At 66.7% G+C, this 23,118-nt stretch carries 21 protein-coding genes and 2 riboswitches; of the genes, 13 read left to right on the top strand and 8 right to left on the bottom strand.

Translation table 11 applies throughout. From position 1 onward, the window contains the following. Nucleotides 1–123: 123 nt before the first annotated feature. The 3 genes from GWK18_RS11060 to GWK18_RS11050 all read right to left on the bottom strand — a co-directional run bounded on the left by GWK18_RS11060 (nt 124) and on the right by GWK18_RS11050 (nt 2,642). A complete protein-coding gene (locus GWK18_RS11060; RefSeq protein ID WP_166835272.1) occupies nt 124–1,221 on the bottom strand; it encodes an NAD(P)-dependent alcohol dehydrogenase in 1,098 nt (365 codons plus the stop codon). Between the two features lie 184 nt (nt 1,222–1,405). Further along, nucleotides 1,406–2,017, bottom strand: a complete 612-nt coding sequence (locus GWK18_RS11055) for a DUF664 domain-containing protein (protein WP_166835270.1) — start codon at nt 2,015–2,017, stop codon at nt 1,406–1,408. 55 nt (nt 2,018–2,072) lie between these two features. Next, the gene (locus GWK18_RS11050; protein ID WP_123825978.1) at nt 2,073–2,642 is read right to left on the bottom strand and encodes a DinB family protein; all 570 of its coding nucleotides are present in this window, start codon (nt 2,640–2,642) and stop codon (nt 2,073–2,075) included. Between the two features lie 109 nt (nt 2,643–2,751). On the opposite strand from GWK18_RS11050, the gene GWK18_RS11045 reads away from it, so the two are divergent. The 5 genes from GWK18_RS11045 (at nt 2,752) to GWK18_RS11025 (ending at nt 10,073) form a co-directional block, all read left to right on the top strand. Further along, nucleotides 2,752–3,708, top strand: coding sequence for a YafY family protein (locus tag GWK18_RS11045; protein ID WP_166835268.1), 957 nt, complete (start codon nt 2,752–2,754; stop codon nt 3,706–3,708). 65 nt (nt 3,709–3,773) lie between these two features. Next, a riboswitch (glycine riboswitch) is annotated at nt 3,774–3,871 on the top strand. Next, nucleotides 3,872–3,979: riboswitch (glycine riboswitch) on the top strand. Between the two features lie 46 nt (nt 3,980–4,025). Beyond that, nucleotides 4,026–6,995: an aminomethyl-transferring glycine dehydrogenase gene (gcvP, locus tag GWK18_RS11040; protein ID WP_166835266.1), complete on the top strand. Its 2,970-nt coding sequence runs from the start codon at nt 4,026–4,028 to the stop codon at nt 6,993–6,995. Further along, nucleotides 6,995–8,152 (top strand): glycine cleavage system aminomethyltransferase GcvT, encoded by a 1,158-nt coding sequence (gcvT, locus tag GWK18_RS11035; protein WP_166835264.1) that lies wholly within the window; start codon nt 6,995–6,997, stop codon nt 8,150–8,152. The genes gcvP and gcvT overlap by 1 nt, the downstream gene beginning before the upstream one ends. A 100-nt stretch (nt 8,153–8,252) precedes the next feature. Next, nucleotides 8,253–8,630 (top strand): glycine cleavage system protein GcvH, encoded by a 378-nt coding sequence (gcvH, locus tag GWK18_RS11030; RefSeq protein ID WP_123826118.1) that lies wholly within the window; start codon nt 8,253–8,255, stop codon nt 8,628–8,630. A 15-nt stretch (nt 8,631–8,645) separates the two neighbouring features. Beyond that, a complete protein-coding gene (locus GWK18_RS11025; protein ID WP_166835262.1) occupies nt 8,646–10,073 on the top strand; it encodes an L-serine ammonia-lyase in 1,428 nt (475 codons plus the stop codon). On the opposite strand, the gene GWK18_RS11020 is transcribed toward GWK18_RS11025, so the two are convergent. Beyond that, the gene (locus GWK18_RS11020) at nt 10,042–10,605 is read right to left on the bottom strand and encodes a GNAT family N-acetyltransferase (protein WP_209280945.1); all 564 of its coding nucleotides are present in this window, start codon (nt 10,603–10,605) and stop codon (nt 10,042–10,044) included. The genes GWK18_RS11025 and GWK18_RS11020 overlap by 32 nt on opposite strands. 181 nt (nt 10,606–10,786) lie before the next feature. Next, nucleotides 10,787–12,268 carry a PLP-dependent aminotransferase family protein gene (locus GWK18_RS11015; protein ID WP_123825966.1) on the bottom strand — a complete coding sequence of 494 codons (1,482 nt, stop codon included), beginning with the start codon at nt 12,266–12,268 and terminating at the stop codon, nt 10,787–10,789. 94 nt (nt 12,269–12,362) lie between these two features. Between GWK18_RS11015 and pdxS the strand changes: the two genes are divergently transcribed. The 3 genes from pdxS to GWK18_RS11000 are packed head-to-tail and all read left to right on the top strand — an operon-like array spanning nt 12,363 to nt 14,460. After that, the gene (gene pdxS, locus GWK18_RS11010; protein WP_166835260.1) at nt 12,363–13,268 is read left to right on the top strand and encodes a pyridoxal 5'-phosphate synthase lyase subunit PdxS; all 906 of its coding nucleotides are present in this window, start codon (nt 12,363–12,365) and stop codon (nt 13,266–13,268) included. Continuing rightward, complete coding sequence (gene pdxT, locus GWK18_RS11005; protein ID WP_233568845.1) at nt 13,265–13,891, top strand: pyridoxal 5'-phosphate synthase glutaminase subunit PdxT; 627 nt, start codon at nt 13,265–13,267, stop codon at nt 13,889–13,891. The genes pdxS and pdxT overlap by 4 nt, the downstream gene beginning before the upstream one ends. A gap of 35 nt (nt 13,892–13,926) precedes the next feature. Next, nucleotides 13,927–14,460, top strand: a complete 534-nt coding sequence (locus GWK18_RS11000; RefSeq protein WP_123825962.1) for a DinB family protein — start codon at nt 13,927–13,929, stop codon at nt 14,458–14,460. 49 nt (nt 14,461–14,509) lie between these two features. Here the strand turns inward: GWK18_RS11000 and GWK18_RS10995 are convergent, their stop codons facing one another. The 3 genes from GWK18_RS10995 to GWK18_RS10985 form a co-directional block, all read right to left on the bottom strand. Next, nucleotides 14,510–15,697 (bottom strand): PLP-dependent aminotransferase family protein, encoded by a 1,188-nt coding sequence (locus tag GWK18_RS10995; RefSeq protein ID WP_166835258.1) that lies wholly within the window; start codon nt 15,695–15,697, stop codon nt 14,510–14,512. Then, nucleotides 15,694–16,740, bottom strand: coding sequence for an agmatinase (gene speB, locus GWK18_RS10990; protein ID WP_166835280.1), 1,047 nt, complete (start codon nt 16,738–16,740; stop codon nt 15,694–15,696). The genes GWK18_RS10995 and speB overlap by 4 nt, the downstream gene beginning before the upstream one ends. A gap of 146 nt (nt 16,741–16,886) precedes the next feature. Further along, the gene (locus GWK18_RS10985) at nt 16,887–17,453 is read right to left on the bottom strand and encodes an XRE family transcriptional regulator (RefSeq protein ID WP_123825958.1); all 567 of its coding nucleotides are present in this window, start codon (nt 17,451–17,453) and stop codon (nt 16,887–16,889) included. 176 nt (nt 17,454–17,629) lie between these two features. Here GWK18_RS10985 and GWK18_RS10980 point away from each other — a divergent pair, with 176 nt between their 5' ends. The 5 genes from GWK18_RS10980 (at nt 17,630) to GWK18_RS10960 (ending at nt 23,071) form a co-directional block, all read left to right on the top strand. Then, a complete protein-coding gene (locus GWK18_RS10980; RefSeq protein ID WP_166835256.1) occupies nt 17,630–19,057 on the top strand; it encodes a sodium:solute symporter in 1,428 nt (475 codons plus the stop codon). Nucleotides 19,058–19,101: 44 nt separating this feature from the next. Next, entirely contained in the window at nt 19,102–20,541 is a 1,440-nt protein-coding gene (locus GWK18_RS10975; RefSeq protein WP_123825954.1) for an NAD-dependent succinate-semialdehyde dehydrogenase, read from the top strand. A gap of 128 nt (nt 20,542–20,669) precedes the next feature. After that, entirely contained in the window at nt 20,670–22,280 is a 1,611-nt protein-coding gene (locus GWK18_RS10970; RefSeq protein WP_123825952.1) for a thiamine pyrophosphate-binding protein, read from the top strand. Between the two features lie 136 nt (nt 22,281–22,416). Next, nucleotides 22,417–22,911: a hypothetical protein gene (locus GWK18_RS10965; RefSeq protein ID WP_166835254.1), complete on the top strand. Its 495-nt coding sequence runs from the start codon at nt 22,417–22,419 to the stop codon at nt 22,909–22,911. 22 nt (nt 22,912–22,933) lie between these two features. Next, a complete protein-coding gene (locus GWK18_RS10960) occupies nt 22,934–23,071 on the top strand; it encodes a hypothetical protein (protein WP_166835251.1) in 138 nt (45 codons plus the stop codon). Nucleotides 23,072–23,118 lie beyond the last annotated feature (47 nt).

The following is a 23,118-nucleotide window of genomic DNA, read 5'->3' as shown; positions in this document are numbered from 1 at the left end:
GTGTGGTAACCCACATCTTGCCCGGAGGCCTTCATCTACCCCGCGTGTTCACAACCTGCCGGGGAAGTACATCTAGGCCGAGTTGTTCCTTGAGGGACATGCTCACTTCCTTGTGCTGCGGGTTCAGAACACGATGACCGGTTTGAGCGTATCCCCGGAGTGACTGTCGTCGAAGGCCTGGTTGATTTCCTGCAAGGTGTAGGTCCGGATCAGCCGGTCGAACGGGAACAGGCCGGCCCGGTGCAGCCTGATGAGTTCGGGGATGAACACCTGTGGCATGGAATCACCCTCGATGACCATGGAGATCTTCTGCCCCGAGAGCATCTGGGTGCCGATGTCGATCGTGGATTCGGTTCCCAGCGCGCTGGCACCCACCAGCGCCGCGTGTCCCAGGATCCCCATGCAGTCCGTCATGGTCCGGAACACCGCCGCCACGCCCGTGGTGTCCAGGGCGTAGTCGGCACCGCCACCGGTGATGTCCTTGATCTGCTGAATCTGGTCCGGGTCGCGGCCGTTGACCGTGTGCGTGGCCCCCAGGGAGAGTGCCAGCTCCAACCGTTCGGCGACGACGTCCACGCAGACGATCGTGGTGGCGTTGCGGATCTTGGCTGCCATGACGGCAGACAGACCCACCGCACCCGCACCGAACACGACGACGGAGGAGCCGGGTCGTGGCTGCAGCACGTTGAGGATTGCCCCGGCCCCCGTCTGGATTCCGCAACCGAGCGGCCCCAGGAGCTCCAGCGGGGCGTGGTCGTCCACCCTGACCACGCTGCGTTCCGCCACGTTCGCGTACGTCGCGAAGGAGGACTGGCCGAAGAAGTGCGAGGAATGGACCTGGCCGTCCTTGCTCAACGCTGAGGAGTCGTCACCGCGCCGACCCTCGAAGTTGTGGGCGTAGAACTGCTCGCAGTAGGCCGGGTGCCCGGTCAGGCACAGACGGCACGAACCGCAGCTGTTGAAACTGAGGAGCACCTTGTCTCCGGGGGCCACCGCCGTGACCGCGCTGCCCACGGCGTCCACCACACCGGCACCTTCATGCCCCAGGACGGCAGGCAGCGGGGTGGGGTACCACTGGTCGCGCACGATGGCGTCCGTGTGGCAGATCCCGGTGGCGACCAGACGCACGCGCACTTCGTCGGGACGGGGTTCGTCCAGGTCCAGCTCGACGATCTCGAACGGGGATTTGGCGGCCGTGGCGACGGCGGCGGTGACCTGCATGGAACTTCTCCCTTGACGTGACCTTGATGCGGCTGGAAGCGAAGTTGAGGTGATCGCTTTTTCTGAAGGTCCGCCGACATGAGGTGAAAGCACTCGCACGGCGGTTGCGTGGACCACTGAATGTGATCCACGCAACCATTATCGAACCTCTGTGGGCGAAGGTGGAGGGCAGGAGATGAAAACCTCAGTTGCCCTGCCGTCCCTCGATCCACGCATCCCATTCCTTGCCCCAGTCCTCTGGCGGCCACGGTTCGCCATCGGCCAGGGCATTGAGTTCGTAGGCGATTTTTCCGTCGATCGATTGGCGGATGATGTCGGCGTGACCCGCGTGACGGGCGTATTCCTCGACGTAGTGCAGTACCACCCACCGGGTGGGCCATGACTCGAGGTCTTGGGGGTACCAGGGAGCGTCCGGCTTCTCCACCCGAGAATCCATGTCCAGTGTGGGGACCAGATTCTCCACCCATCGGGCCATGTCCTCGAGTGCCTCGATGAGGCTCTCCGAGGTGTCCTCCGGGCGGATGCCCGCGGCCAGTGGCTCACCCGCGGAGATGTCGCCCGTGCCGTGTGTCTCAGCCCTTGAAGGATCGACCGCGGTGGCCAGCAGTCCGTCGTTGCCCACGTACAGGCAGTGTCTGGCCAGGGAGGCCAGGCTCATGTCGCTGGCCGTGGGCGTGGCTCGGATCTGTTCGTCGTCCAGCCCGATCAGAGTGGTGGCGAGCTGGTGGATCTGTTGAGCTGCGTACGCAGCCAGGGCATCTTTTTCGGTGGTGACTTGACGGGTGAAGAACGGCATGACTGCTCCTATTGATGGGTTGTTGACACAGGTTGAATGTTCGGTGCGTTCGGGTTCAGCGGGTGTGGGCGTAGAGATCACGCAACAGCGAGACCTCGGACAGGTGGTGGATGAGTTCTCGGTTGATGTGCAGGATCAGGCTCAGCATGGGGCGGTCGGCCCATTCGCCTTCCGCCGGACCACACGGAGCCGCCAGGCGATCGGCGTCGAAACTGCGGATGCCGCTGAACCAGACGTCCAGCTCGTGCTCCAGCTGTTCGATCGCCCCGGCGGCCGTGGGCGAGTAGTCCCAGGTCATGTAGGAGGCCTCCGGGGCGCCCAGGTGGTCGTGGTTGCGAACGGCCAGCACACCGACGATCACGTGTCCGAGCCGCCAGGCGATCGTGGTGAACGGCGCGGGGTCCGGTTCCGGGAACTCGAAGTCGATCACCATCTCACCTGATCCGCCCTGAACGGCAGCCCCTTTGTGATCGCGGGAGTGGACGGTCCAGGCGGAACGGTCGTGGGTGGGGTCGAAGAAGTACTCGTCATCCGTCAAGGCGGAGAGTCGCGATTCCAACTGGTGCTTCCAGTGGATCTCGAACTGCTCGACGACGGCGGTCAGGGTGTCGATCTGGGTGTTCATCGGTGTCGCTCCTCCGAATGCGAACCGGGCGGTCCTTGCGCCCCGGACACCACCAGGTTCGCTCGGTCATAGGTCAAATTTTGTCCTCTGAAAAGGCCATGATGAATCCATGAGCGACACGACCCGACGTGCCCTGCGCCTGTTGACCCTCCTGCAGGCCCGACCGGTGTGGACCGGACAGAACCTGGCGGACGAACTCGGCGTCACCACGCGGTCATTGCGCCGTGACATCGAACGCCTGCGAGACCTGGGCTATCCCGTGCTGTCCGAGAAGGGCCACGGCGGCGGCTACCAATTGGGTGCCGGGCAACGTCTCCCGCCCCTGCTGCTGGAGGCGGACGAAGCCGTGGCCGTGGGGGTTGGGCTGCGTTTGGCCGCGGCTTCCGGCATCACGGGCCTGGACGAGGTGGCGGTCAGGTCCCTGGCCCACCTGGAACAGTTGGTGCACCAATCCATCAAGGATCAGATCGCAACCGTGGGGGCCGCCGTCGACGTCGTGCTCACGGGTGTCCCACCCGTCCAACTGGAGACCCTGCTGGTTCTGGCCCAGGGGGTCCGCGGGCAGGTCCAGCTGCGGCTGGACTACGTGGCACGGGACGGAGCCGCCACGCGACGCCGCGTGGAGCCGTACCGGGTCCTGTCCATGGGGCGGAACTGGTACCTGTTCGCCTGGGACCTGGACCGCGATGACTGGCGCACCTTCCGTCTGGACCGGATCGAATCCGCGCGGGTCACCACGTTCCGTTACACCGCCCGGCCCACCCCGGACATCCAGGAGCACCTGCGCCAAGCGGTGTCCCAAGGGGCTCGAACGACCCGGGTACGTGTGCGGTTCCTGGCATCGCGGGAGGAGGTCGTCGCCGTGATTCCGGCCGACGTGGGGACCTTGGAAGCCGAGGGGCCGGGCAGCTGTGTGCTGACCACGTTCACGGAGGAGTTCGACTGGGTGGCGTTCCGCCTGGTGTCCCTGCCCATGCCCGTCCAAGTGCTCGAACCACCCGAGCTGGTGGCCGCCATGAGCGCGATGAGTGAGCGACTGACCCGCACCGTGGAGCGCAGCCGGTGACCGACCCGGACCTTGGTGCGGAGACCCACGTCACGCTAAGCTCACCGCATAAACGAACATGCCGACGAGCGTTCCCGGGAGAGACCCCGCGGAAACTGCGTGGGGCGCCGTAGGAGCAATCCCTCCCCGGGAAACTCTCAGGCACCCGCACCGGGACGCTCGGCAACTCTGGAAAGTACGGGCCGGTCCTGATGGAGCGGACGCCGTCACCGACGGGGCAAACGGGAAGTTTCCCGTTGAATCTCTCAGGTTCCATGACAGAGCGGGGAGGATCCGGATGGGGCTCGCGCGAGGCCCCACGAACGAGGGAGTCCCGTATGAGTTCGTCAGAAGCACCCGCCCGCCCCGTGGGGCAGGATGCGCACGCTTTCGTGGACCGGCACATCGGTCCCCGGGGCGCCGAGTACGAGCGCCTGCTGAGCACCGTGGGCGTGGATTCCCTGGCCGATTTGGTTGACCGGGCGATTCCCGCCAGCATCAGGCAGGACCAGGAGCTGGAGCTTCCCGACGCACTCACGGAGGCGGAGGTTCTTGCCGAGCTTCGTAAGATCGCCGACCAAAACGACCCCGGCACCCCGATGATCGGCCAGGGCTTCTACGGAACGATCACCCCGCCCGCGATCGCCCGCAACCTGCTGGAGAGCCCGGCCTGGTACACCGCCTACACCCCGTACCAGCCGGAGATCTCGCAGGGCCGCCTCGAGCTGCTGCTGACGTTCCAGACGATGGTCCAGCACCTCACGGGCCTGCCGATCGCCAACGCCTCCCTGCTGGACGAGGCGTCCGCCGTGGCCGAGGCCGCGCTGCTGATGAGCCGCGCCAACCGCAAGGCCAAGAACGGCGTGATCCTGGTGGACCAGGACCTGTTCCCGCAGTCACTCGCGCTGCTTCCCGGCCGTGCCCGCGCCGTCGGCCTGGACCTGCGCATCCTGGACCTGACCGAGGGCCTGCCCGAGATCGACGAGCCGGTGGCCGGTGTGATTCTCCAGCAGTCCGGTTCCTCCGGGCGGCTGCACGACTGGTCCGGGCTGATCGGTGCGGCGCATGAGCGGAACGCGATGGTCACCGTGGTCGCCGACCTCCTGGCGCTGACCCTGGTGGCCGCCCCCGGGGACCTGGGTGCCGACATCTCCGTGGGCACGTCCCAGCGATTCGGTGTGCCGCTGTTCGCCGGTGGCCCCCACGCCGCGTTCATGGCGGTCTCCGAAGGTCTGCAACGTTCCATGCCCGGCCGCCTGGTGGGCGTGAGTCACGACGACGCCGGCCGCCCCGCCTACCGTCTGGCCCTGCAGACCCGCGAACAGCACATCCGCCGCGAGAAGGCGACCTCCAACATCTGCACCGCCCAGGCGCTCCTGGCGGAAGTGGCTGCCTGCTACGCGGCCTACCACGGCCCGGAAGGACTGACGGCGATCGCCAAGCGCGTCCACGGACACGCGGTCAACCTGGCGGCTGCTCTGACCGAGGCCGGAGTGGAGCTGGTGGTCGAGCAGTTCTTCGACACGGTCGTGGCACGAGTGCCCGGCCGGGCGGACGACATCCTGGCCGCCGCCGCAGACCGGGGGATCGACCTGCGGCGCGTCGATGCCGACCACGTGGGTGTCTCCACGGACGAACGCACGACGGCCGCGGACATTGCCGCCGTGGCCGAGGTGTTCGGCGCGAAGGCCCCCAGCTCGGAACTCCGGGAACCGGACCTGCCCGAGAACCTGCGGCGAACCAGCGACTTCCTCACCCACGAGAACTTCCACGCGTACCGCTCCGAAACCCAGATGATGCGCTGGCTGCGGCGGCTGGCCGACCGGGACCTGGCCCTGGACCGCACCATGATCCCCTTGGGCTCGTGCACCATGAAGCTCAACGCTGCCGTGGAGATGGCGGCGATCACCTGGCCGGAGTTCGCGGACGTCCACCCGTACTCACCGGCCAAACGCATGCAGGGGTGGCAGTACCTGGTCACGGACCTGGAGGAGCGGCTGGCCGAGATCACGGGCTACGCGAAGGTCTCCGTCCAGCCCAACGCCGGTTCCCAGGGCGAGTTGGCGGGCCTGCTGGCGATCCGCCGCTGGCACATCTCCCGCGGTGACGAACAGCGTGACATCTGCCTGATCCCCGCCTCCGCGCACGGCACCAACGCGGCGTCCGCAGTGCTCGCCGGGCTCAGGGTGCGGGTGGTCAAGACCGCTGAGAACGGCACGATCGACAGTGCCGACCTGGACAAGGCCATCGCGGAGAACGAGGGTCGGGTGGCCGCCATCATGATCACCTACCCCTCGACCCACGGGGTCTTCGAGTCCGAGGTCAGGGCCGTGTGCGACACGGTGCACGCCGCGGGCGGCCAGGTCTACGTGGACGGGGCCAATCTCAACGCCATGGTGGGACTCGCACGTCCGGGCCGCTTCGGTGGGGACGTCTCCCACCTGAACCTGCACAAGACCTTCTGCATCCCGCACGGTGGCGGCGGACCCGGCGTCGGACCGGTGGCCGTGGCCGAGCACCTGGTGCCCTTCCTGCCCGGTGACCCGCTGGCCGGGGACCCCGGCCGCCCCACGGTGGGTGGGTCCACGAACGACGCCGAACCCCCGAAGGACGCCGAGTCTCTCGGCAAGGGTCTCCCCGTCACGAGCACCCGCTGGGGCTCCACCGGCGTGCTGCCGATCTCCTGGGCGTACCTGGCCCTGATGGGAGCGGAGGGCCTGACCCGGGCGTCGTCGGTGGCGCTGCTGAACGCGAATTACCTGGCCAAGCGGCTCAACGAACACTTCCCGGTGCTCTACACGGGGGAGGACGGGCTGGTGGCCCACGAATGCATCCTGGACTTCCGCAAGCTCACGGCGCGTTCGGGCATCGCGGTGGCCGACGTCTCCAAGCGTCTGATCGACTACGGCTTCCACGCACCCACGGAGTCCTTCCCCGTGAGCGGCACACTGATGGTGGAGCCCACGGAGTCCGAGGACCTGGCCGAACTCGACCGGTTCGTGGACACCATGATCGCGATCCGGGCAGAGATCGAGGAGGTCGCCCAGGGCAAGATCACGGCGGAGGACTCCGTTCTCCGCAACGCCCCGCACACGGCCGCCGTCCTGGTGGCTGACGAATGGGACCGGACCTACAGCCGCGAACAGGCTGCGTTCCCCCTGTCGGCGCTGCGGGTGGACAAGTACTTCCCACCCGTCGGACGCATCGACGGCGCCCACGGTGACCGCAACCTGGTGTGCTCCTGCCCGCCCCCGGAGGCCTTCGCCGACGCGACCACGACCGCCACGACCGCCCAGGAGACCGAGTGATGAACACCGAGGAATCGAAGCCCACCCCGCTCACCGCGGTCCACGAACGCCTGGGTGCCTCCTTCACCGATTTCGGCGGCTGGTGGATGCCCTTGCGTTACGGGTCGGACGTGGCCGAACACAAGGCGGTCCGGGAATCCGCGGGCATCTTCGACCTCTCCCACATGGGTGAGATCTCCGTGACCGGTCCCGATGCCGGGGCCTTCCTGGACCACGCCCTGGTCGGGCGACTGTCCGCGATCAAGGTCGGCAAGGCCAAGTACTCACTGCTGTGCAACGAACAGGGCGGGGTGATCGATGACCTCATCACCTACCGACTCGGGGCCGACGACTTCCTGGTGGTGCCCAACGCGGCCAACACCCCCGCTGCGCTCGCCGCCCTGCGTGAACGGACCACGGGGTTCGACGGTGAGGTCTTCGACGTGACGATCGAGGACCGTACCGCCGCTACCGCGCTGATCGCGGTCCAAGGCCCCGCGTCGGAGGCGATCCTGTTGGAGGTCGTTGCTCCCGAGAGCACGGAGGCCGTCACGTCCCTGCGGTACTACGCGATCGTCGACGTCGTGGTGAACACCCCCTCCGGAGAGCTGCCGGTCAAGTTCGCCCGCACCGGGTACACGGGGGAGGACGGTTTCGAGATCTACGTGGACGCCCAGGACGACGACGGCGCCGCCGAGCGGCTGTGGACTGTGCTGGAATCAGCTGGCCAGGCACACGGACTGGTCCCCTGCGGTCTGGCCTCGCGCGACTCGCTCCGCCTGGAGGCGGGGATGCCGCTGCACGGGCACGAACTCTCCGAGCAGATCGACCCCTACAGCGCGGGACTCGGCATGGTCGTGGCGCTGAAGTCCAAGGAGGCGTTCGTGGGCCGGGACGCGCTCGCGCAGATCAAGGAGAACGGGCCGGCTCGCAAGTTGGTGGGCCTGGCCAATGACACCAAGCGTGCTGCCCGCCCCGGGTACACGGTGCTCCACAACGGTGAACCCGTGGGTGAGGTGACCTCCGGTGCGCCCAGCCCGACCCTTGGTCACGCGATCGCCCTGGCCTTCGTGTCCCCGGACCTCACGGAACCGGGGACGGAGCTCGAGGTCGATCTGCGCGGCAAGCCCACGGCGTTCCGCGTGGTCGAGCTCCCGTTCTACAAGCGAGCACGCTGAGCCGCATCGGGCGCCGGTGGGCCCACCCGACGCACCCCATCCGCACCATCCACCCACCATCACCCCAGGTCAGAACCGAGAGGAACCCACGATGAGCGCCATTGACAAGGTCAACAAGGACTACCGCTACTCCGCCGAACACGAATGGGTGGACTCGTCCACGCCCGCCAAGGTGGGTCTCTCCCAGATCGCGGTGGACGCCCTGGGCGACGTCGTCTACGTGGACCTCCCGGAGGCCGGAACCACGGTGACCGCGGGGGAGGTCTGCGGCGAGGTCGAGTCCACCAAGTCCGTCTCCGAGATCTATTCACCCGTCACCGGAACCGTGGTCGAGGCCAACGACGCCGTCGTCGATGACCCCGCGATGCTCAATTCCGACCCCTACGGCCAGGCCTGGCTGTTCACGGTCGAGGTGGAGTCCGAAGGGGAGCTGCTCACCCCCGAGGAGTACGCGGCGGCTCAGGACGACGAGGACTGAGGCAGGCGGAAACGGGTGGTCGTCAGTGTCTTCGATCTCTTCAGCATCGGCGTGGGGCCGTCCTCCTCTCACACGGTGGGCCCCATGCGCGCTGCAGCCGATTTCGTCACCGATCTGGTCGGGGACGGGTTGCTGGAGCGCGTGGCCACGGTGGGGGTCGACCTCTACGGTTCGCTGTCCTTCACGGGCAAGGGACACGGCACGTTCACCGCTGTGCTCCTGGGGCTCGAGGGGTACCGGCCGGAGCTGATCTCCCCTGAGACCGTCGACCGGCGGCGCGAAGCGTTGGAGGCGGGTGAACCCTTGCAGCTGGCCTCGGCGGTGGAGGGCGTCACGGAACCGCTCCGGTTGGACTTCCACGAAGGCGACATCGTGCAGCGACCGCTGACGCTGCTGCCGTACCACCCGAACGGCATGTGGTTCAGGGCCTTCGACGGTGACGGCGAGGTGATCGGGGAACGTACGGCCTATTCCTGCGGGGGCGGGTTCGTCGTCGTGGATCCGGTGGAGGGGGCCGATCCCATGGCCGATTCCGACGACGTCGCGGTGCCGTACCCGTACTCAGAGGCCACCGACCTCTTGCGGCTCTGCGCGGAGAACGACCTGACCGTGGCCGAACTCGCCCTGGCCAACGAGTGTGCACGGCGTCCGGAGCGGGAAGTGCTGGACGGGCTGGCGGAAATCGCCGCGGTGATGGAGGAGTCCAAGAACTCGAACCTGCGCCGTTCCGGTTGCCTCCCCGGGGGTCTTGCGGTGCGACGACGGGCACCGGAGTGGTACGCCAGGCTCAAGGCCATGGACACCACCTTCGACTCCCAGTACTGGGTCGAATGGGTCAACCTGGTGGCGCTCACGGTCAACGAGGAGAACGCGTCCGGCGGGCGGATCGTCACCGCGCCGACCAACGGGGCAGCGGGGATCGTGCCGGCCGTCCTGTTCTACGCCACCCACTACACCGCCGCGGCCCGCGGGCCCGAGGCGCGACCGCGCGCCGAGATCGTGGCGGACTACCTGCTGGCGGCCGGTGCCATCGGAGCCCTCATCAAGGAGAAGGCCTCGATCTCGGGTGCAGAGGTGGGGTGCCAGGGTGAGGTGGGGTCGGCGTCGTCGATGGCCGCCGCGGGACTGGCTCAGGTCATGGGCGGGACCCCCGAGCAGGTGGAGAACGCCGCGGAAATCGCCATGGAGCATCACCTGGGACTGACCTGCGACCCGGTGGGCGGGTTGGTGCAGGTGCCGTGCATCGAACGCAACGCGATCGCTGCCGTGACGGCGGTCAACGCGGCGCGGATGGCCCTGTTCGAGGACGGGCCCACGCACGTCAGCCTGGATCAGGTGATCGAGACCATGCGCGCGACGGGTGCCGACATGTCCGAGAAGTACAAGGAGACCGCGCGCGGCGGTCTGGCCGTCAGCGTTGGCGTGAACGTGGTCGAGTGCTGACGGCAGCCCCCGTCCCGATGCCTGGTGTCGCAGACCCGAGGCTCTCCGCGGAAGGGGCCTCCGACTGGTTCTCCCAATCCGTGGAGTAGAACCGTTCGTGGTCATCCGCGAAGGAGAAGACCATGCCGGCGCCTTCCATGACCTTCTGGGAAGCCACGTTGTCCCGGTGGGCGCTGCCGCGGATCATGCGGGCACCCTTGAGGTGGGCGATCTTGAGCAGGGCCCGGGCGGCTTCGGTCGCGTAACCCAGGCCTTGTGCCGATTCGGCGACCTCGTACCGGATGGTGGTCATGCCGTCCTCGTCCAGGGGTCGGTTGAACCCGGCGGTGCCCACGGGTCGACCCGAGTCCCGCAGCCGGATTTCGTAAGTGCCGAACGGGTGAGGGTTGCCCCGGAAGCGGTGGATCGTCAGGAAATCTGCGGCGGCTTCGATGTTCGCCGCTGACGGGTAGCCGGGGCTGCGGACGCCCGCGCGGATGACGGCCGTGGCTTCGGCCTCGGTCAGGGGATGCAGAATCAACCGATGGGTCATCAGGTCCTGCATGATGTTGCTGTCCGTTCATCGATTTGCGGTTGTGCGGTCAGAGTGCAAAATATCGCGCGTACACCCGTCTTGGCGAGTGAGAACCGCCGTGGGTGGTCACCGAAAAGTTGATTCCAGGCCCAGACCGGCACGGCAACCGTTCGAGGCCCGGCAGCTTCTTGTTCCCGTGTCACTCCGGTCGATCACAAACCTCCAGTAAGACGGGCAATACCCGTTGAAAATCGCTGTCGTCCGGGCGGGCAAACCCGACAACCACCCCGTGTCCACGATCCCCAGTCGGTGATACCTTGCCGTCGCCCCAGGTCCAGTACTCGGACTGGCCACCGACCACCAAGCCGCGTTCCCGGCAGGCCGCGATGACGTCCTGTTCCGGTCGATCCGTGTGAATCACGGCGTCGATACCCCCGTGCATCGGGACAAGTTGGGCGTGCGTGGCCTCCGAAAACACCGCCTGCACAGCGTCCCGGCGTCGTCGGTACTCGGTGCGCATGCGTTGAGTGTGCCGCCGGACCTGCCCCGAGGACAAAAGGTGAGCGAGCGCGAACTGGGTGATCGCAGCCACCGGGACGCCGAGGGTTTCACGGATGTGCCGCACCGCCGGGAGCAAATTTTCCGGTGCTGTCACGTACCCCGTGGCCAAGGACGGCGTGAGCAGCGTGGAAAAGGTGCCAAGCAGCGCAACCTGCTCACCCAAGGCGTCGAGGGCGGACAACGTGGGCAGCGGTGATCCGACGTACCGCAACTCTGAATCGAAATCGTCCTCGACCAGCAGGACGTCCCAGCGGTGTGCCCAGTCCAGGAGTTCGAGTCGCCGTTCCAGGGTGAGCGACCCTCCCAGAGGGTACTGATGGCTCGGGGTGACCACCAGGACGTCGGGGGCATTGCGGCCCGTGGGCAACTGGTCCACTCGTAGGCCGTTCCGGTCCACTGGGCAGGGCACCACCGTGTGACCGTGCGTGCTCGGCACCTCCCGAAGCCCCGGGTGCCCGGGAGCTTCCAGGCCCACGCGCAACTGGGCCCGTCCGTTGCGTCGTGCCGTGGCCGCCAACAGGAGGGTCAGTCCTTCCCGCGCACCCGCCGTGACCACCAGCGACGACGCCGGCACCGGCAGCGCGCGCATCAAACGCAGGTGTTCGGCTACTGCCTCACGCAAGAGATCAAGACCGATCGGTGCGGGGGAGAGGTCCGTGGGTTGGGCTGCTGCGTGACGCCAGGCGGCTCGCCAGGCGGGCCCCGCCACACGGCTGGAATCGGGTTGCCCGGGCCGCAGGTCGACGAGGGACTGGGTGTCTGTATCGGTGAGGGCGGTTGCGCCGTCGGTGTTCCGAAAGCTGTTTTGTGTTCCCGCTGACTTCGGCTGCCCCGAGAACCGGGGATGAATCTTGTTCAGTGCCGGGTGCACCACGGTCGGTTGCCCTTGCGAGGCTTGCAGGTAGCCCTCGCCCAGGAGCTGGTCGTAGGCGGTGACGACCGTGCCACGGGAAATGCCGAGACGTTCGGAGAGGTGACGGGTGGACGGCACCGACTCTCCGGGTGCCAGAACACCCGAGGTGATCTGCGCGCGGAGTGCGTCGGCCACCTGGACCGGCAACGAGCGGTGGTCGGTGCGGTCCAAGGTCAGGCTCACGTCCGTGGCTGCGCGCGCTGTCATGTTCCCAGTGTGGTCGCAATCCGCTCACTGGTCCATTCAAGGAGGCCTCAAGTGGATCTTGAGCTGAACCAGTCACCGGGCGAGCATGATCGTCATGACTGATTCCACAGCAACCACCGGATCTCCCCTCGTCAAGCGCGGCCTGGCCGAGATGCTCAAGGGCGGGGTGATCATGGACGTGGTCACGGCCGAGCAGGCCAAGATCGCGGAAGATGCGGGCGCCGTCGCCGTCATGGCATTGGAGCGGGTCCCCGCGGACATCCGAGCGCAGGGCGGGGTGGCCCGCATGTCCGACCCCGACCTGATCGACGGGATCGTCGAGGCCGTGTCCATTCCTGTCATGGCTAAGGCGAGGATCGGGCACTTCGTGGAGGCCCAGATCCTGCAAGAGCTGGGAGTGGACTACATCGACGAGTCCGAGGTCCTCAGCCCCGCGGACTACGTCAACCACATCGACAAGCACTCCTTCACCGTGCCGTTCGTGTGCGGGGCGACCAATCTCGGGGAAGCCCTGCGGCGGCTTGCCGAAGGTGCGGCGATGATTCGCTCCAAGGGCGAGGCGGGAACGGGCGACGTCTCGGAAGCCACCAAGCACATCCGAACCATCCGGAAACAGATCGCCGATCTGCAGGCCACGTTGCGCTCCAACCCCGACGAACTGTTCGTGGCCGCCAAGGAGTTGCAGGCCCCGTACGAGATCGTCCGGGAGGTCGCGGAGACCGGAAAGCTCCCCGTGGTCCTGTTCACCGCGGGTGGCGTGGCAACCCCGGCCGATGCGGCCATGATGATGCAGCTCGGGGCTGATGGGGTGTTCGTGGGCTCCGGGATCTTCAAGTCCGGCAACCCCGCCCAGCGGGCCGAGGCGATCGTGGCCGCCACGGCGCAGTACGACGACCCGGCCGCTGTGACCGCAGCCTCCCGTGGACTGGGGGACGCCATGGTGGGCATCAACGTGGCGGACCTCCCCGCGCCGCACCGGCTGGCAGAACGCGGGTGGTGAACCCGGGCATCACCGGGGTGCCGCGCATAGCTGTCCTGGCCCTGCAGGGCGGTGTCGCCGAACACGTGGAGATGTTGCGTGAGCTGGGTGCCGAACCAGTACCCGTGCGGTCTGCGGCGGCACTGTCTTCTGGCCCATGGCACGGCGTGGTTCTTCCCGGGGGTGAGTCCTCCACGATGGACCGACTGCTCAGGCGCTTCAGGATGCGGGACCCGCTCGCGGAACTGATCACCTCCGGGGTGCCAGTCCTGGCCACGTGCGCCGGGCTGATCCTGCTGGCCGAACGCATCGAGGACCCCGCGCCCGGTCAGACGTCGTTGGGAGTTCTCCCCGTCACCGTCCGGCGCAACGCGTTCGGACGGCAGGTCGATTCGTCCAGGGAAGAGGTCAGCACCGCCTTCGGTAAGGTCGATGCCGCCTTCATCCGGGCCCCGGAGGTGACGGCCGTGGGTGGCGATGTCCGGGTGATCGCACGTCGCGGGAGCTCTCCGCAGGGGGCGGGCGCCGTCGTCGCGGTGGCCACCGATCAGGTGATCGGCATGTCCTTCCATCCCGAGCTCACGCATGACCTCACGTTGCACTCGGAGTTCGTGCGTCGTGCGCACCGGCAACGGCACGCATAGCGTGGTGAGAAACCACCAGCACGGAGGAGGCAGTCATGTCAGAGACCCAAGAACCCCAGCCCGTGCCCGCCGACACCAAGAACTGGGTTGCCGTGTTGGACAAGGGGTGTGAACAGTGCGGTTGGCAGCCCTTCGAGCCGCGAGAGACCGCTGCGCGTCTGAGCGATGCTGCCCTGCGCTGGGAGGGCGTCCTGGAGGGCGACGACGTCTCAATGCGCCCCGATCCGCTCGTTTGGTCACCCGTGGAATACGCCTGTCACGTCCGTGATCTGCTGCAGTTGCTGGCGGATCGCGTCGAGGCGATTCTTTCGGAGGATGACCCGGAGTTCGCGAACTACGACGGCGACGCCGCTGCCGTCGAGCAGCGCACCTGGGCCTCGGATCCGCTCGTCGTGTCCCGGGAGATTGCTGAGGCCACGCAACGTGCGGTGGCTGAACTCAAGGCAGTGGGCGCCGACGACTGGCAACGTCCGGGCCACCGGGGTGACGGCGTGAGCTTCACCCTGGGGTCGCTGTGCCAGTTCAAGGTTCACGAGGCCGAGCACCATCTGTGGGACGTGGAGGTCTGACACGGGAGCCTCTAGGCATGCAGTGGCCCGTGACACCGATGTGGATGGTTCAGGCAGGCCGAACAGCCGAGGCCAGGCGGCGAATGCCTTCCTTGGCCCGGTCGGGTGTCACGCCGGAGAAAGCAACTCGTACGGCGTCGGAGGATCGACCGTCGGCGTAGCACGCCGCTCCCGGGACGATGACCACACCTTCCCGGATACCTCGTCCCAGCACGTCCGTCAGGCCCGCTCCCGGCATGCGAACCCAGGTGAAGAAACCACCGGTTGGATCGGTCCATTCGGCGCGGTCACCCAGGTGCTCGGCCAGTGCGCCTGTGACCGCAGCGGCTCGTTCGGCGTACAGCGCGACGGTGCGATCCAGGACGTCGGGCCATTCGGGTGAGCCCAGCCAGGCGACCGCCAACTCCTGGGAGAGCATCGACGGGTGGATCAGCACCGCTTCGGCTGCAATCTGCATCCGCGCACGGACTGGCCTGGGTGCCACCGCCCACCCCACACGCAGACCGGGGGAGAAGATCTTGGACGCGCTGCCCAGGTGGATCACATGGTCCGGGGCCAGCGAGTGCAAAGTGGGCGCGGGATCCGCGCCGCGGTCGAAGGCAAGCAGACCGTAGGGATCGTCCTCCAGGATCATCACGTCCCGCGCGGCGCAGACCTCCACCAGCGCGCGGCGTCGCTCGGTGGACAGGCTCACTCCGGTGGGGTTCTGGAACGTCGGCACGGTGTAGAGGAACGGGACACGTCGTCCCTCGCGCGCCAAGGTGTCCAGGGCGGCCGCGACGTCGTCGGGATTCAGACCCTCACCGTCGATGTCCACGTGACGAACCTCGACCTCGTAACTGCCGAACACGCCCAGCGCGCCCACGTACGTCGGACCTTCCGCGAGCACCACGTCGCCGGGGTTGCAGTACAGCTTGGTCACGAGGTCCAGCCCGGCCTGGGAACCCGCCAGTGGCTGCACCTGGTCCTCGGTGACCTGTGATCCGCGGCTTCTCATGAGATTCACGACGAGCGCGCGGAACGCCTCCGTGCCTGCGCCGGATCCGTACTGCAGGACTTCAGGGCCTCGGTCCGCCAGCAGGGTGGCGGCCAATGTTCCGATCGTCCCTCCCGGCAGTAGTGAGAGGTCAGGGTTTCCGCCGGCCAGAGACACGACGGACGGGTCCATGGCCGTCTCGAATACCGCGCGAACGGGCGACGGGCGGAACTCTTCGGCCCGCTTGGCGAAGGCGGTCATACCCGGCCACCGGGTTCGTCCTGCTCCGCCGACTCCCCGTACGTGGTCTCCGAGATCCCGTAAGCCGGTGAGCCCGGTGCCGCACCGGGGCCCAGAGCCAGCAGGGTCAGCATCTCGTACACCACGTGCGCGGCGGCGATACCCGTCAATTCCGCGTGATCGTAGGCGGGGGAGACTTCCACGACGTCGCAGCCGACGATGTTGAGGCCGCGCAGCCCGCGCAGGATCTCCAGCGTTTCCCGGCTGGTCATGCCCCCGGCCTCCGGGGTCCCCGTGCCGGGCGCGTGTGCCGGGTCGAGGACGTCGATGTCCAGGGAGACGTACAACGGTCGGTCACCCACCTTGTCGCGGAGGACTGCCACCACGGAATCCACTCCGCGGCGCATAACGTCAGCGGAGGACACGATGCCGAAGCCGAACCGTTCGTCGTCGTCGAGGTCCTGGGTGCCGTAGAGCGGGCCACGGGTGCCCACGTGCATGACGGCGTCGGGGTCGATCAGGCCTTCTTCGTGTGCCCGGCGGAACGGGGTGCCGTGGGTGTATTCGGCGCCGAAGTAGGTGTCCCAGGTGTCCAGGTGCGCGTCGAAGTGGAGCAGAGCCACGGGCCCGTGGGCCTTGTGGGCCGCGCGCAGCAGGGGGAGGGCGATGGTGTGGTCCCCACCGATGCTGACCAGCTTGGTGCCCACGTCCATGAGTTCGGAGGCGCCGGTGGCAATGGCGTCGATGGCTTCGGAAATGTCGAACGGGTTGGCCACCAGGTCCCCCGCGTCCGCGACCTGGCACAACGCGAACGGGGAGGCGCTCTGGGCAGGGTTGAAGGGACGAAGCAGTCGCGAGGACTCTCGGACGTGATTCGGCCCGAATCGAGCACCCGAGCGGTACGAAACCCCCGCGTCGAACGGAATACCCACGACGGCGATGTCCGCGTGCTCCACCTCGTCGATCCGCGGGAGCCGGGCGAATGTTCCCAACCCCGCCCACCGGGGGGTCTTGGCGGCGTTGACGGGGCCGACGAGTTGGCGTCCGTCCGGGCCGGTCGCCATGACGCGTTCGGGCTGTGTCCGTGACTGCTTGTCCGTGCTCATCTTGTCCGTGCTCATCTTGTCCGTGCTCATCTTCCTGCTCCTGCTCGCGTGACTGCTGAGTTCCATGCCTGGCTGCTGTGCTCCATGGGCGGTGTCGGTTGTTCTCACGTGGCCATGGCCCACAGGACCACGGCCTCCGTCTCTCCGGGGTTGACCCATCCGTGAGGTTCGGACCCGGGGAAGCTCACGGTGTCGCCCGCTTCCAGTTCGAATCGCCGATCCGGGGTGATCAGGCTGAACCTGCCCGCGATCACGTGCAGGGCCTCGTGCCGGCAGTCCATGCTGTACAGCTCGTCCTCGCTGCGCCCGCCCGGGGCAATGGTCGCGCGGATGAGTTGCAGGCTGCGATTACCCGACGGCGTGACCAGCTGCTCCCGGATGCCCTCCCCACCCAGCCGCACCAAGGGCGCCTCCGCCAACCGCACGACGTCGACGTCGGACTCCGCCGTGAAGACGTCACCGACCTCCACCCGTAGGACCCGGCACAGACGCACCAGGGCGTCCACGGACGGTGAGGTCAGATCCCGTTCGACCCTCGAGACGAAGCCTTTGGACAAGTCGGCCCCGGCGGCCAGCTGCTCCACGGTCATGTGATTGCGACGGCGGAGATTGCGCAGCCGCGCCCCGATCCTCGGGTCCCCGGAACCGCTGTGCACCGGCAGAGATTTCACGAGTCGACCTCCTCTGTGACCTGCGGCCGGACGTCGGATGATGAACCGAACCGACTGGATCTCTATGTCATGGGTCACATCTGTTATTACACTAATACGAAACTCTTGTTTCGCTACAGACAACTGGCGGGACGGCCCGCTCGATGAGCACCCGCAAGGAAGAGGGGGAGTCCCCAATGAACGTCGCAATCATCGTGCTCTACCTGGTCGCAATGGTGGCCATAGGACTCTGGGCTGCTCGCCGCGCGTCGACCACCGAGGACTACCGCGTGGCTGGTCGTCGGTTGGGGCCCTTCTTCTACACGGGGACCATGTCGGCCGTGGTGCTGGGTGGGGCGTCGACCGTCGGCGGCATCGGACTCGGCTACACCTACGGCATCTCTGGAATGTGGCTGGTGTTGGCCATCGCCATCGGCTTGTTGATCCTCAGCGTGGTGTTTGCCGGCCGACTCACCAGGCTCAGGATCTACACGGTCTCCCAGATGCTCGGTTTGCGCTACGGGGAGGGCATCGCCTCGAGGGTTTCGTCCGTCGTGATGCTCGCCTACACGCTGATGCTCGCGGTGACCTCGACCTCCGCGTATGCCTCGATCTTCTCCGTCCTGTTCCCCATCGACCGCACCGGTGCGATTCTGCTGGGTGGCTTGATCGTCGTGTCCTACTCGGTCCTGGGCGGGATGTGGTCCATCACGCTGACGGACATGATGCAGTTCCTGTTCATGACCGTGGGGATCTTCTTGAGCCTGCTCCCCTTCTCCCTGAGCGCGGCCGGTGGGTGGTCCGGGCTGACTGAAAGACTGGACGCCACGTTCTTCGCCGTGGATTCCATGGGGCTGCAGTCGATCGCCACGATGTTCGTGGTCTATGGCTTCGGGATGTTGATCGGTCAGGACATCTGGCAGCGGGTGTTCACCGCCAGATCACCCGGGGTGGCCCGCTGGGGTGGGTTGAGCGCAGCCGTGTACGTCGCCCTCTACGGCGTGGCCGGGGCGCTGATCGGAACAGCTGCCGCAGCTGTTCTCCCCGTGCTGGAGAGTCCCGACGACGCGTTCGCGATGATGGCCCAAGAGCACGTTCCGGCCGGGCTGGGCGGTGTGGTCCTGGCCGCCGGTGTCGCCGCCATGATGTCCACCGCCTCCGGAGCGCTCATCGCGTCGGCCACCGTGGCACGGGTGGACGTGGTGCCGCTGATCAAGACCTTGATCGGCAGCGGTGACGAGTCCCGACCGTCGCTGCGCGGCGACCGCGCCTATCTCCTGGTTTTCGGCGTGCTGGTCACGCTGGCATCGATCCTGGTCAGCGACGTGGTCACGGCGTTGACCATCGCCTACGACATCTTGGTGGGTGGCCTGCTGGTTGCGATCCTGGGTGGACTCGTGTGGCGGCGGGGCAACGCCTTGGGAGCCGCGTGGTCGATGGTCGCCGGATCCGTGGGTGTGGTCATCGGGATGTTCGCCTTCGGGGTCATGGCCAACGCGCCGATCTACATCGGGTTGGGGGTCTCGGCCGTCGTGTACGTCGTCGTGTCCCTTGCCAGCGGCCGTACTGACGACGCCGTGCTGGAGGCGTGGGACAGACGCCTTGCGGCCAAAGAAGTCAACTAGAAGCATGGCAAGCACGTGAACGACGACGCAAAGGAGCGACGACGATGAGCAACGGAACGCAGTACAAGACCGTGAACCCGGCCTCGGGCCAGACCACGGCCGAGTACGACACCGTCACCGACGAGCAGCTCGAAGAGGCTCTGGTGAAGGCCGAGGCAGGGTTCGCCGCGTGGCGGGCCATGCCGATCGAGGATAGGGCCGAGATCGTCACCCACGTGGCCGAACTGTTCAAGAACCGGGCCGACGACCTGGCCGCCATTGCGACCCAGGAGATGGGAAAGCCGTTGGCCGAGTCCCGCGGGGAGGCGGAGTTCTGCGCGGACATTTTCGGTTACTACGCCGATCAGGGGCCCGCGCTGGCCGCCGACCAGCCGATCAAGTCGACGATCGAGGGCAAGGCGGTGATCCAGTCTCGGCCGATCGGCGCCCTGCTGGGGATCATGCCGTGGAATTACCCGTTCTACCAGGTGGCCCGGTTCGCGGCCCCCAACTTGATGCTCGGCAATGTCATCCTGCTCAAGCACGCCGAGAGCGTTCCGCAGTGTGCTCTGGCCATCCAGGACATCATGCGGGAAGCGGGCGTGCCGGAAGGCGTGTATCAGAACATCTTCGCCAGTCATGACCAGATCGAGAGGGTCATCGGTGACCCGCGGATCCAAGGTGTGTCTCTGACCGGGTCCGAGCGGGCCGGTGCCAAGGTGGCCGAAATCGCCGGGCGCAACCTCAAGAAGGTGGTCCTGGAGCTGGGTGGGTCGGACCCGTTCGTCGTCCTGGACACCGACAACGTGGCCGAGTCCGCCCAGCTGGCCTTCGACACCCGGATCGAGAACACCGGGCAGGCGTGTAATTCCAACAAGCGGATCATCGTCTCCGGGGAAATCTATGACGATTTCGTGGCCGAAATGGTCCGCCTGACCTCGGAGCTCGAACCGGCCGATCCTGCCGCCGAGCGTCCGAAGACCTACGGTCCGATGTCCTCGCGTGCTGCCGCGGAGAAGTTGGATCAGCAGGTCAAGACGGCAGTGGAGGAAGGCGCGACCCTGCACGTCGGCGGTGAGCTGTCCTCCGGCCCGGAGGCCTTCTTCAGCCCGGCCGTGCTGACGGATGTCGCCGAGGGGACCCAGGCATACAAGGAGGAACTGTTCGGACCAGTCATCGTGGTCTACCGCGTCGAGTCGGACGAGGAGGCCCTCGCGTTGGCCAACGACACCCCGTTCGGGCTCGGAGGTTCCGTACACAGCACCGACCCCAAACGAGCGGAGGCGATCGCGCAGCTGCTGGAGGTGGGCATGAGCGCTGTCAACGCGCCGTCGGCGGAGACCGCGGAGATGCCCTTCGGGGGTGTCAAGCGTTCCGGCTACGGCCGTGAACTGGGCCCGCTGGGAATGGACGAGTTCGTGAACAAGCGGCTGCTGTTCATCGCGGGGCCGGAGGCCGAAGCCGAGGACGCCGGCGAACACCCGGCCACCGCCGCCCAAGCCTGATCCATGAGCCTGGCTGTCCGTGCCGCCGACCGCACCGCCTGTTGCGAGCACACCGCGTACACCCGGTGTGGTCGACACGAATCGGTGCGGTCGGTGCATCCGGGCCACGAATCCGAAGGGGCAACAGCATGACCGCGCACCGCACCACCGGCCGGGCTGTCTTGGAGGCCCTGCGCGGGTACGGGATCGACACGGTGTTCGGAATTCCGGGAACCCATTCGCTCGAGTTCTACCGGCCCATGCGTGACCTTGGCATCCGCGCGATCACGCCACGGCACGAACAGGGGGCGGCGTACGGCGCGGACGGATGGTCCTTGATCTCCGGCCTTCCGGGGGTGGTGATCACGACGTCGGGTCCTGGGCTGCTCAACTCTCTGTCCGGTGCGGCGACGGCGTACGCGGAGTCCCGACCCATGATTCTGCTCTCTCCGGGGCGGCCACTTGGACAGGACTTCCGCGACATCGGCGACCTGCACGAGACCAAAGACCCGTCGGGTGCGGTCAACTCCATCGTCGGGCGCTCGCGGAGGGTGACCAACGGGTCCGAGGCGATCACGATGATCCACGACGCCATGCGGGACTTCACCCATTCCCGTCCCCGACCCGTACACATCGAGATCCCGCTGGACATCCTGGAAGCGGAGCTCGAGTACACGGACCGCCAGGTCGCGCCCCGACCGTTGGGCGCCCCGCAACCCGCGCCCGTCGACGACGTCGTACGGGCTGCGCACGTGCTCACCGAGGCCGAACGGCCGGTGATCCTGGCCGGTGGCGGGTCCCTGGCCGCCGGTGAACACCTGCTGGAATTGGCCGTCAAACTCGAAGCGCCGGTCATCACCACCACCAACGGAAAGGGAGCGATCCCCGAACGCCATCGGTTGTCCCTGGGCGCGGATCTGCGGCTCACGACCGCGCACGAGTTCCTACGCGCGTCGGATGCTCTGCTGGTGATCGGGTCCAAGGTCGGTGCCGCGGAGCTCTGGGGTGGAGACATCACTCCCGCGGGCCCGATCATCCGCGTGGACATCATGCGGGATCAGATGCTGTGCAACGTGGACCCGGAGATCGAGCTGCCGGGCAACTCGGCCGCCGTCGTTCCGCAGCTGATCGAGGCTCTTGGGGACGTGGCACCACGGGAACCGCGGGACCTGTCCGAGGTCTTCGTTCGCCTGGACGCGGAAGGCCGACAGAGGGCGCCGGAGCTGGCTGAACTCAACGAAGCCATCATGAACGCCGTCCCGGACGACACCATCATCGGTGGGGACTCGTCCCAGGTCACGTACATGGGGTCCACCACATTTTTCCGCGCGCAGTTACCCAAATCACTGCTTTACATGGGGACATACGCCACACTTGGCTATGGGCTGCCCGCCTCGATCGGGGCAAAGCTCGCAGCACCGGAACGTCCCGTCGTGTCTCTGGTTGGCGACGGGGCGTTGATGTTCTCCATTCAGGAGCTCATGACCGCGGTGGAACTCGGACTGACCCTTCCCATCGTGTGCGTGGACAACGGCGGCTATGGAGAAATTAGGGCCAATATGGAAGACCGTCAGATTGATCCTCTGGCGGTCGACCTGCGGCAGCCGGACTGGGTTGCGCTGGCGAAGGCTTTCGGGGCCTGTGGCGTTTCGGCCACCACCGACGACCTCGCCACCCGCGTCCTGGAAGCCCTGGAAGCAGAAGGCCCCACGCTGATCCACTTGCCGATCTCGAAGAGCGTGGAGACACCGACGGGATGATGCGGCCGGATTAAACCTGGCCGACCTCAATGGAATCGGCACGCGACGGGCTGCAATGCAACCAATCAACGTGTGACAAGGTGTCTCCTCGGGACACGGCATACGACTGATGTTTCGATCGATTTGGAGGTCGCGCATGTCCCGGAACTCAGAGAATCCTGTGCCGTCGTTCCTGGGTGCGCTGCCGGAGTCCATCCGACGTGGCGCTGCTTTGGACGAGCTGCACCAGGACCTCTTGATTCTGGAAGCCAACCCCTGTGGCCGGTGGACAGGTGCCGTCTACGTCATTGATGAAGAGAACCCGGGTTACAGGAAGACGCAGGACCTCGACCTGTTGCGGATTCTGGGTTCCCATCCGGGAGCGTGGAGCCTTGAGGCAGCCAAGTTTCTGGCGCTCGGGATGTCGGCAACGTCACCGCAAGCGCGGACTGTGCCAGCCGAGATCATGGTTGACGTTGTCGGGAGACGAATCAGCGCACTGGGCATGGGGGCTGGATTCTCGCAGGTTGTGGCCAAAGTCAAGATCACGCGTTGGATAGGTGCCTTGACCGAGGCCGCGCAGAACAGTGCTGAGGGCAGTCTGACCGGTGACATCCGTCCTGACGTATCTGCTGCCCAGGCTGGAACGTGACACGCATCGTCTAGGTGGGCTCATGAATCTGCTTCTGGACGGTTGCATCCGTGCCGAGTGCGGCGTGCAGGATCCGGTGTTGCGCGTCTGGCTCGAAGGGTTCAGAGGCTCCGGGCAGGCTGCAAAGGCGGCGCGGAGGTTGTTGCAGCTCACTGCTTGAGAAGGGCACCCCGGCCACCGTGTTCACGGAAATCGGAATGGACGAAA

Origin of the sequence: Kocuria sp. JC486 (assembly GCF_011602805.1) — a bacterium.
Lineage (GTDB): Bacteria > Actinomycetota > Actinomycetes > Actinomycetales > Micrococcaceae > Kocuria > Kocuria soli.
Note: the sequence above shows the minus strand (reverse complement) of the source record. Positions and strands in the feature narration are given on the sequence as shown.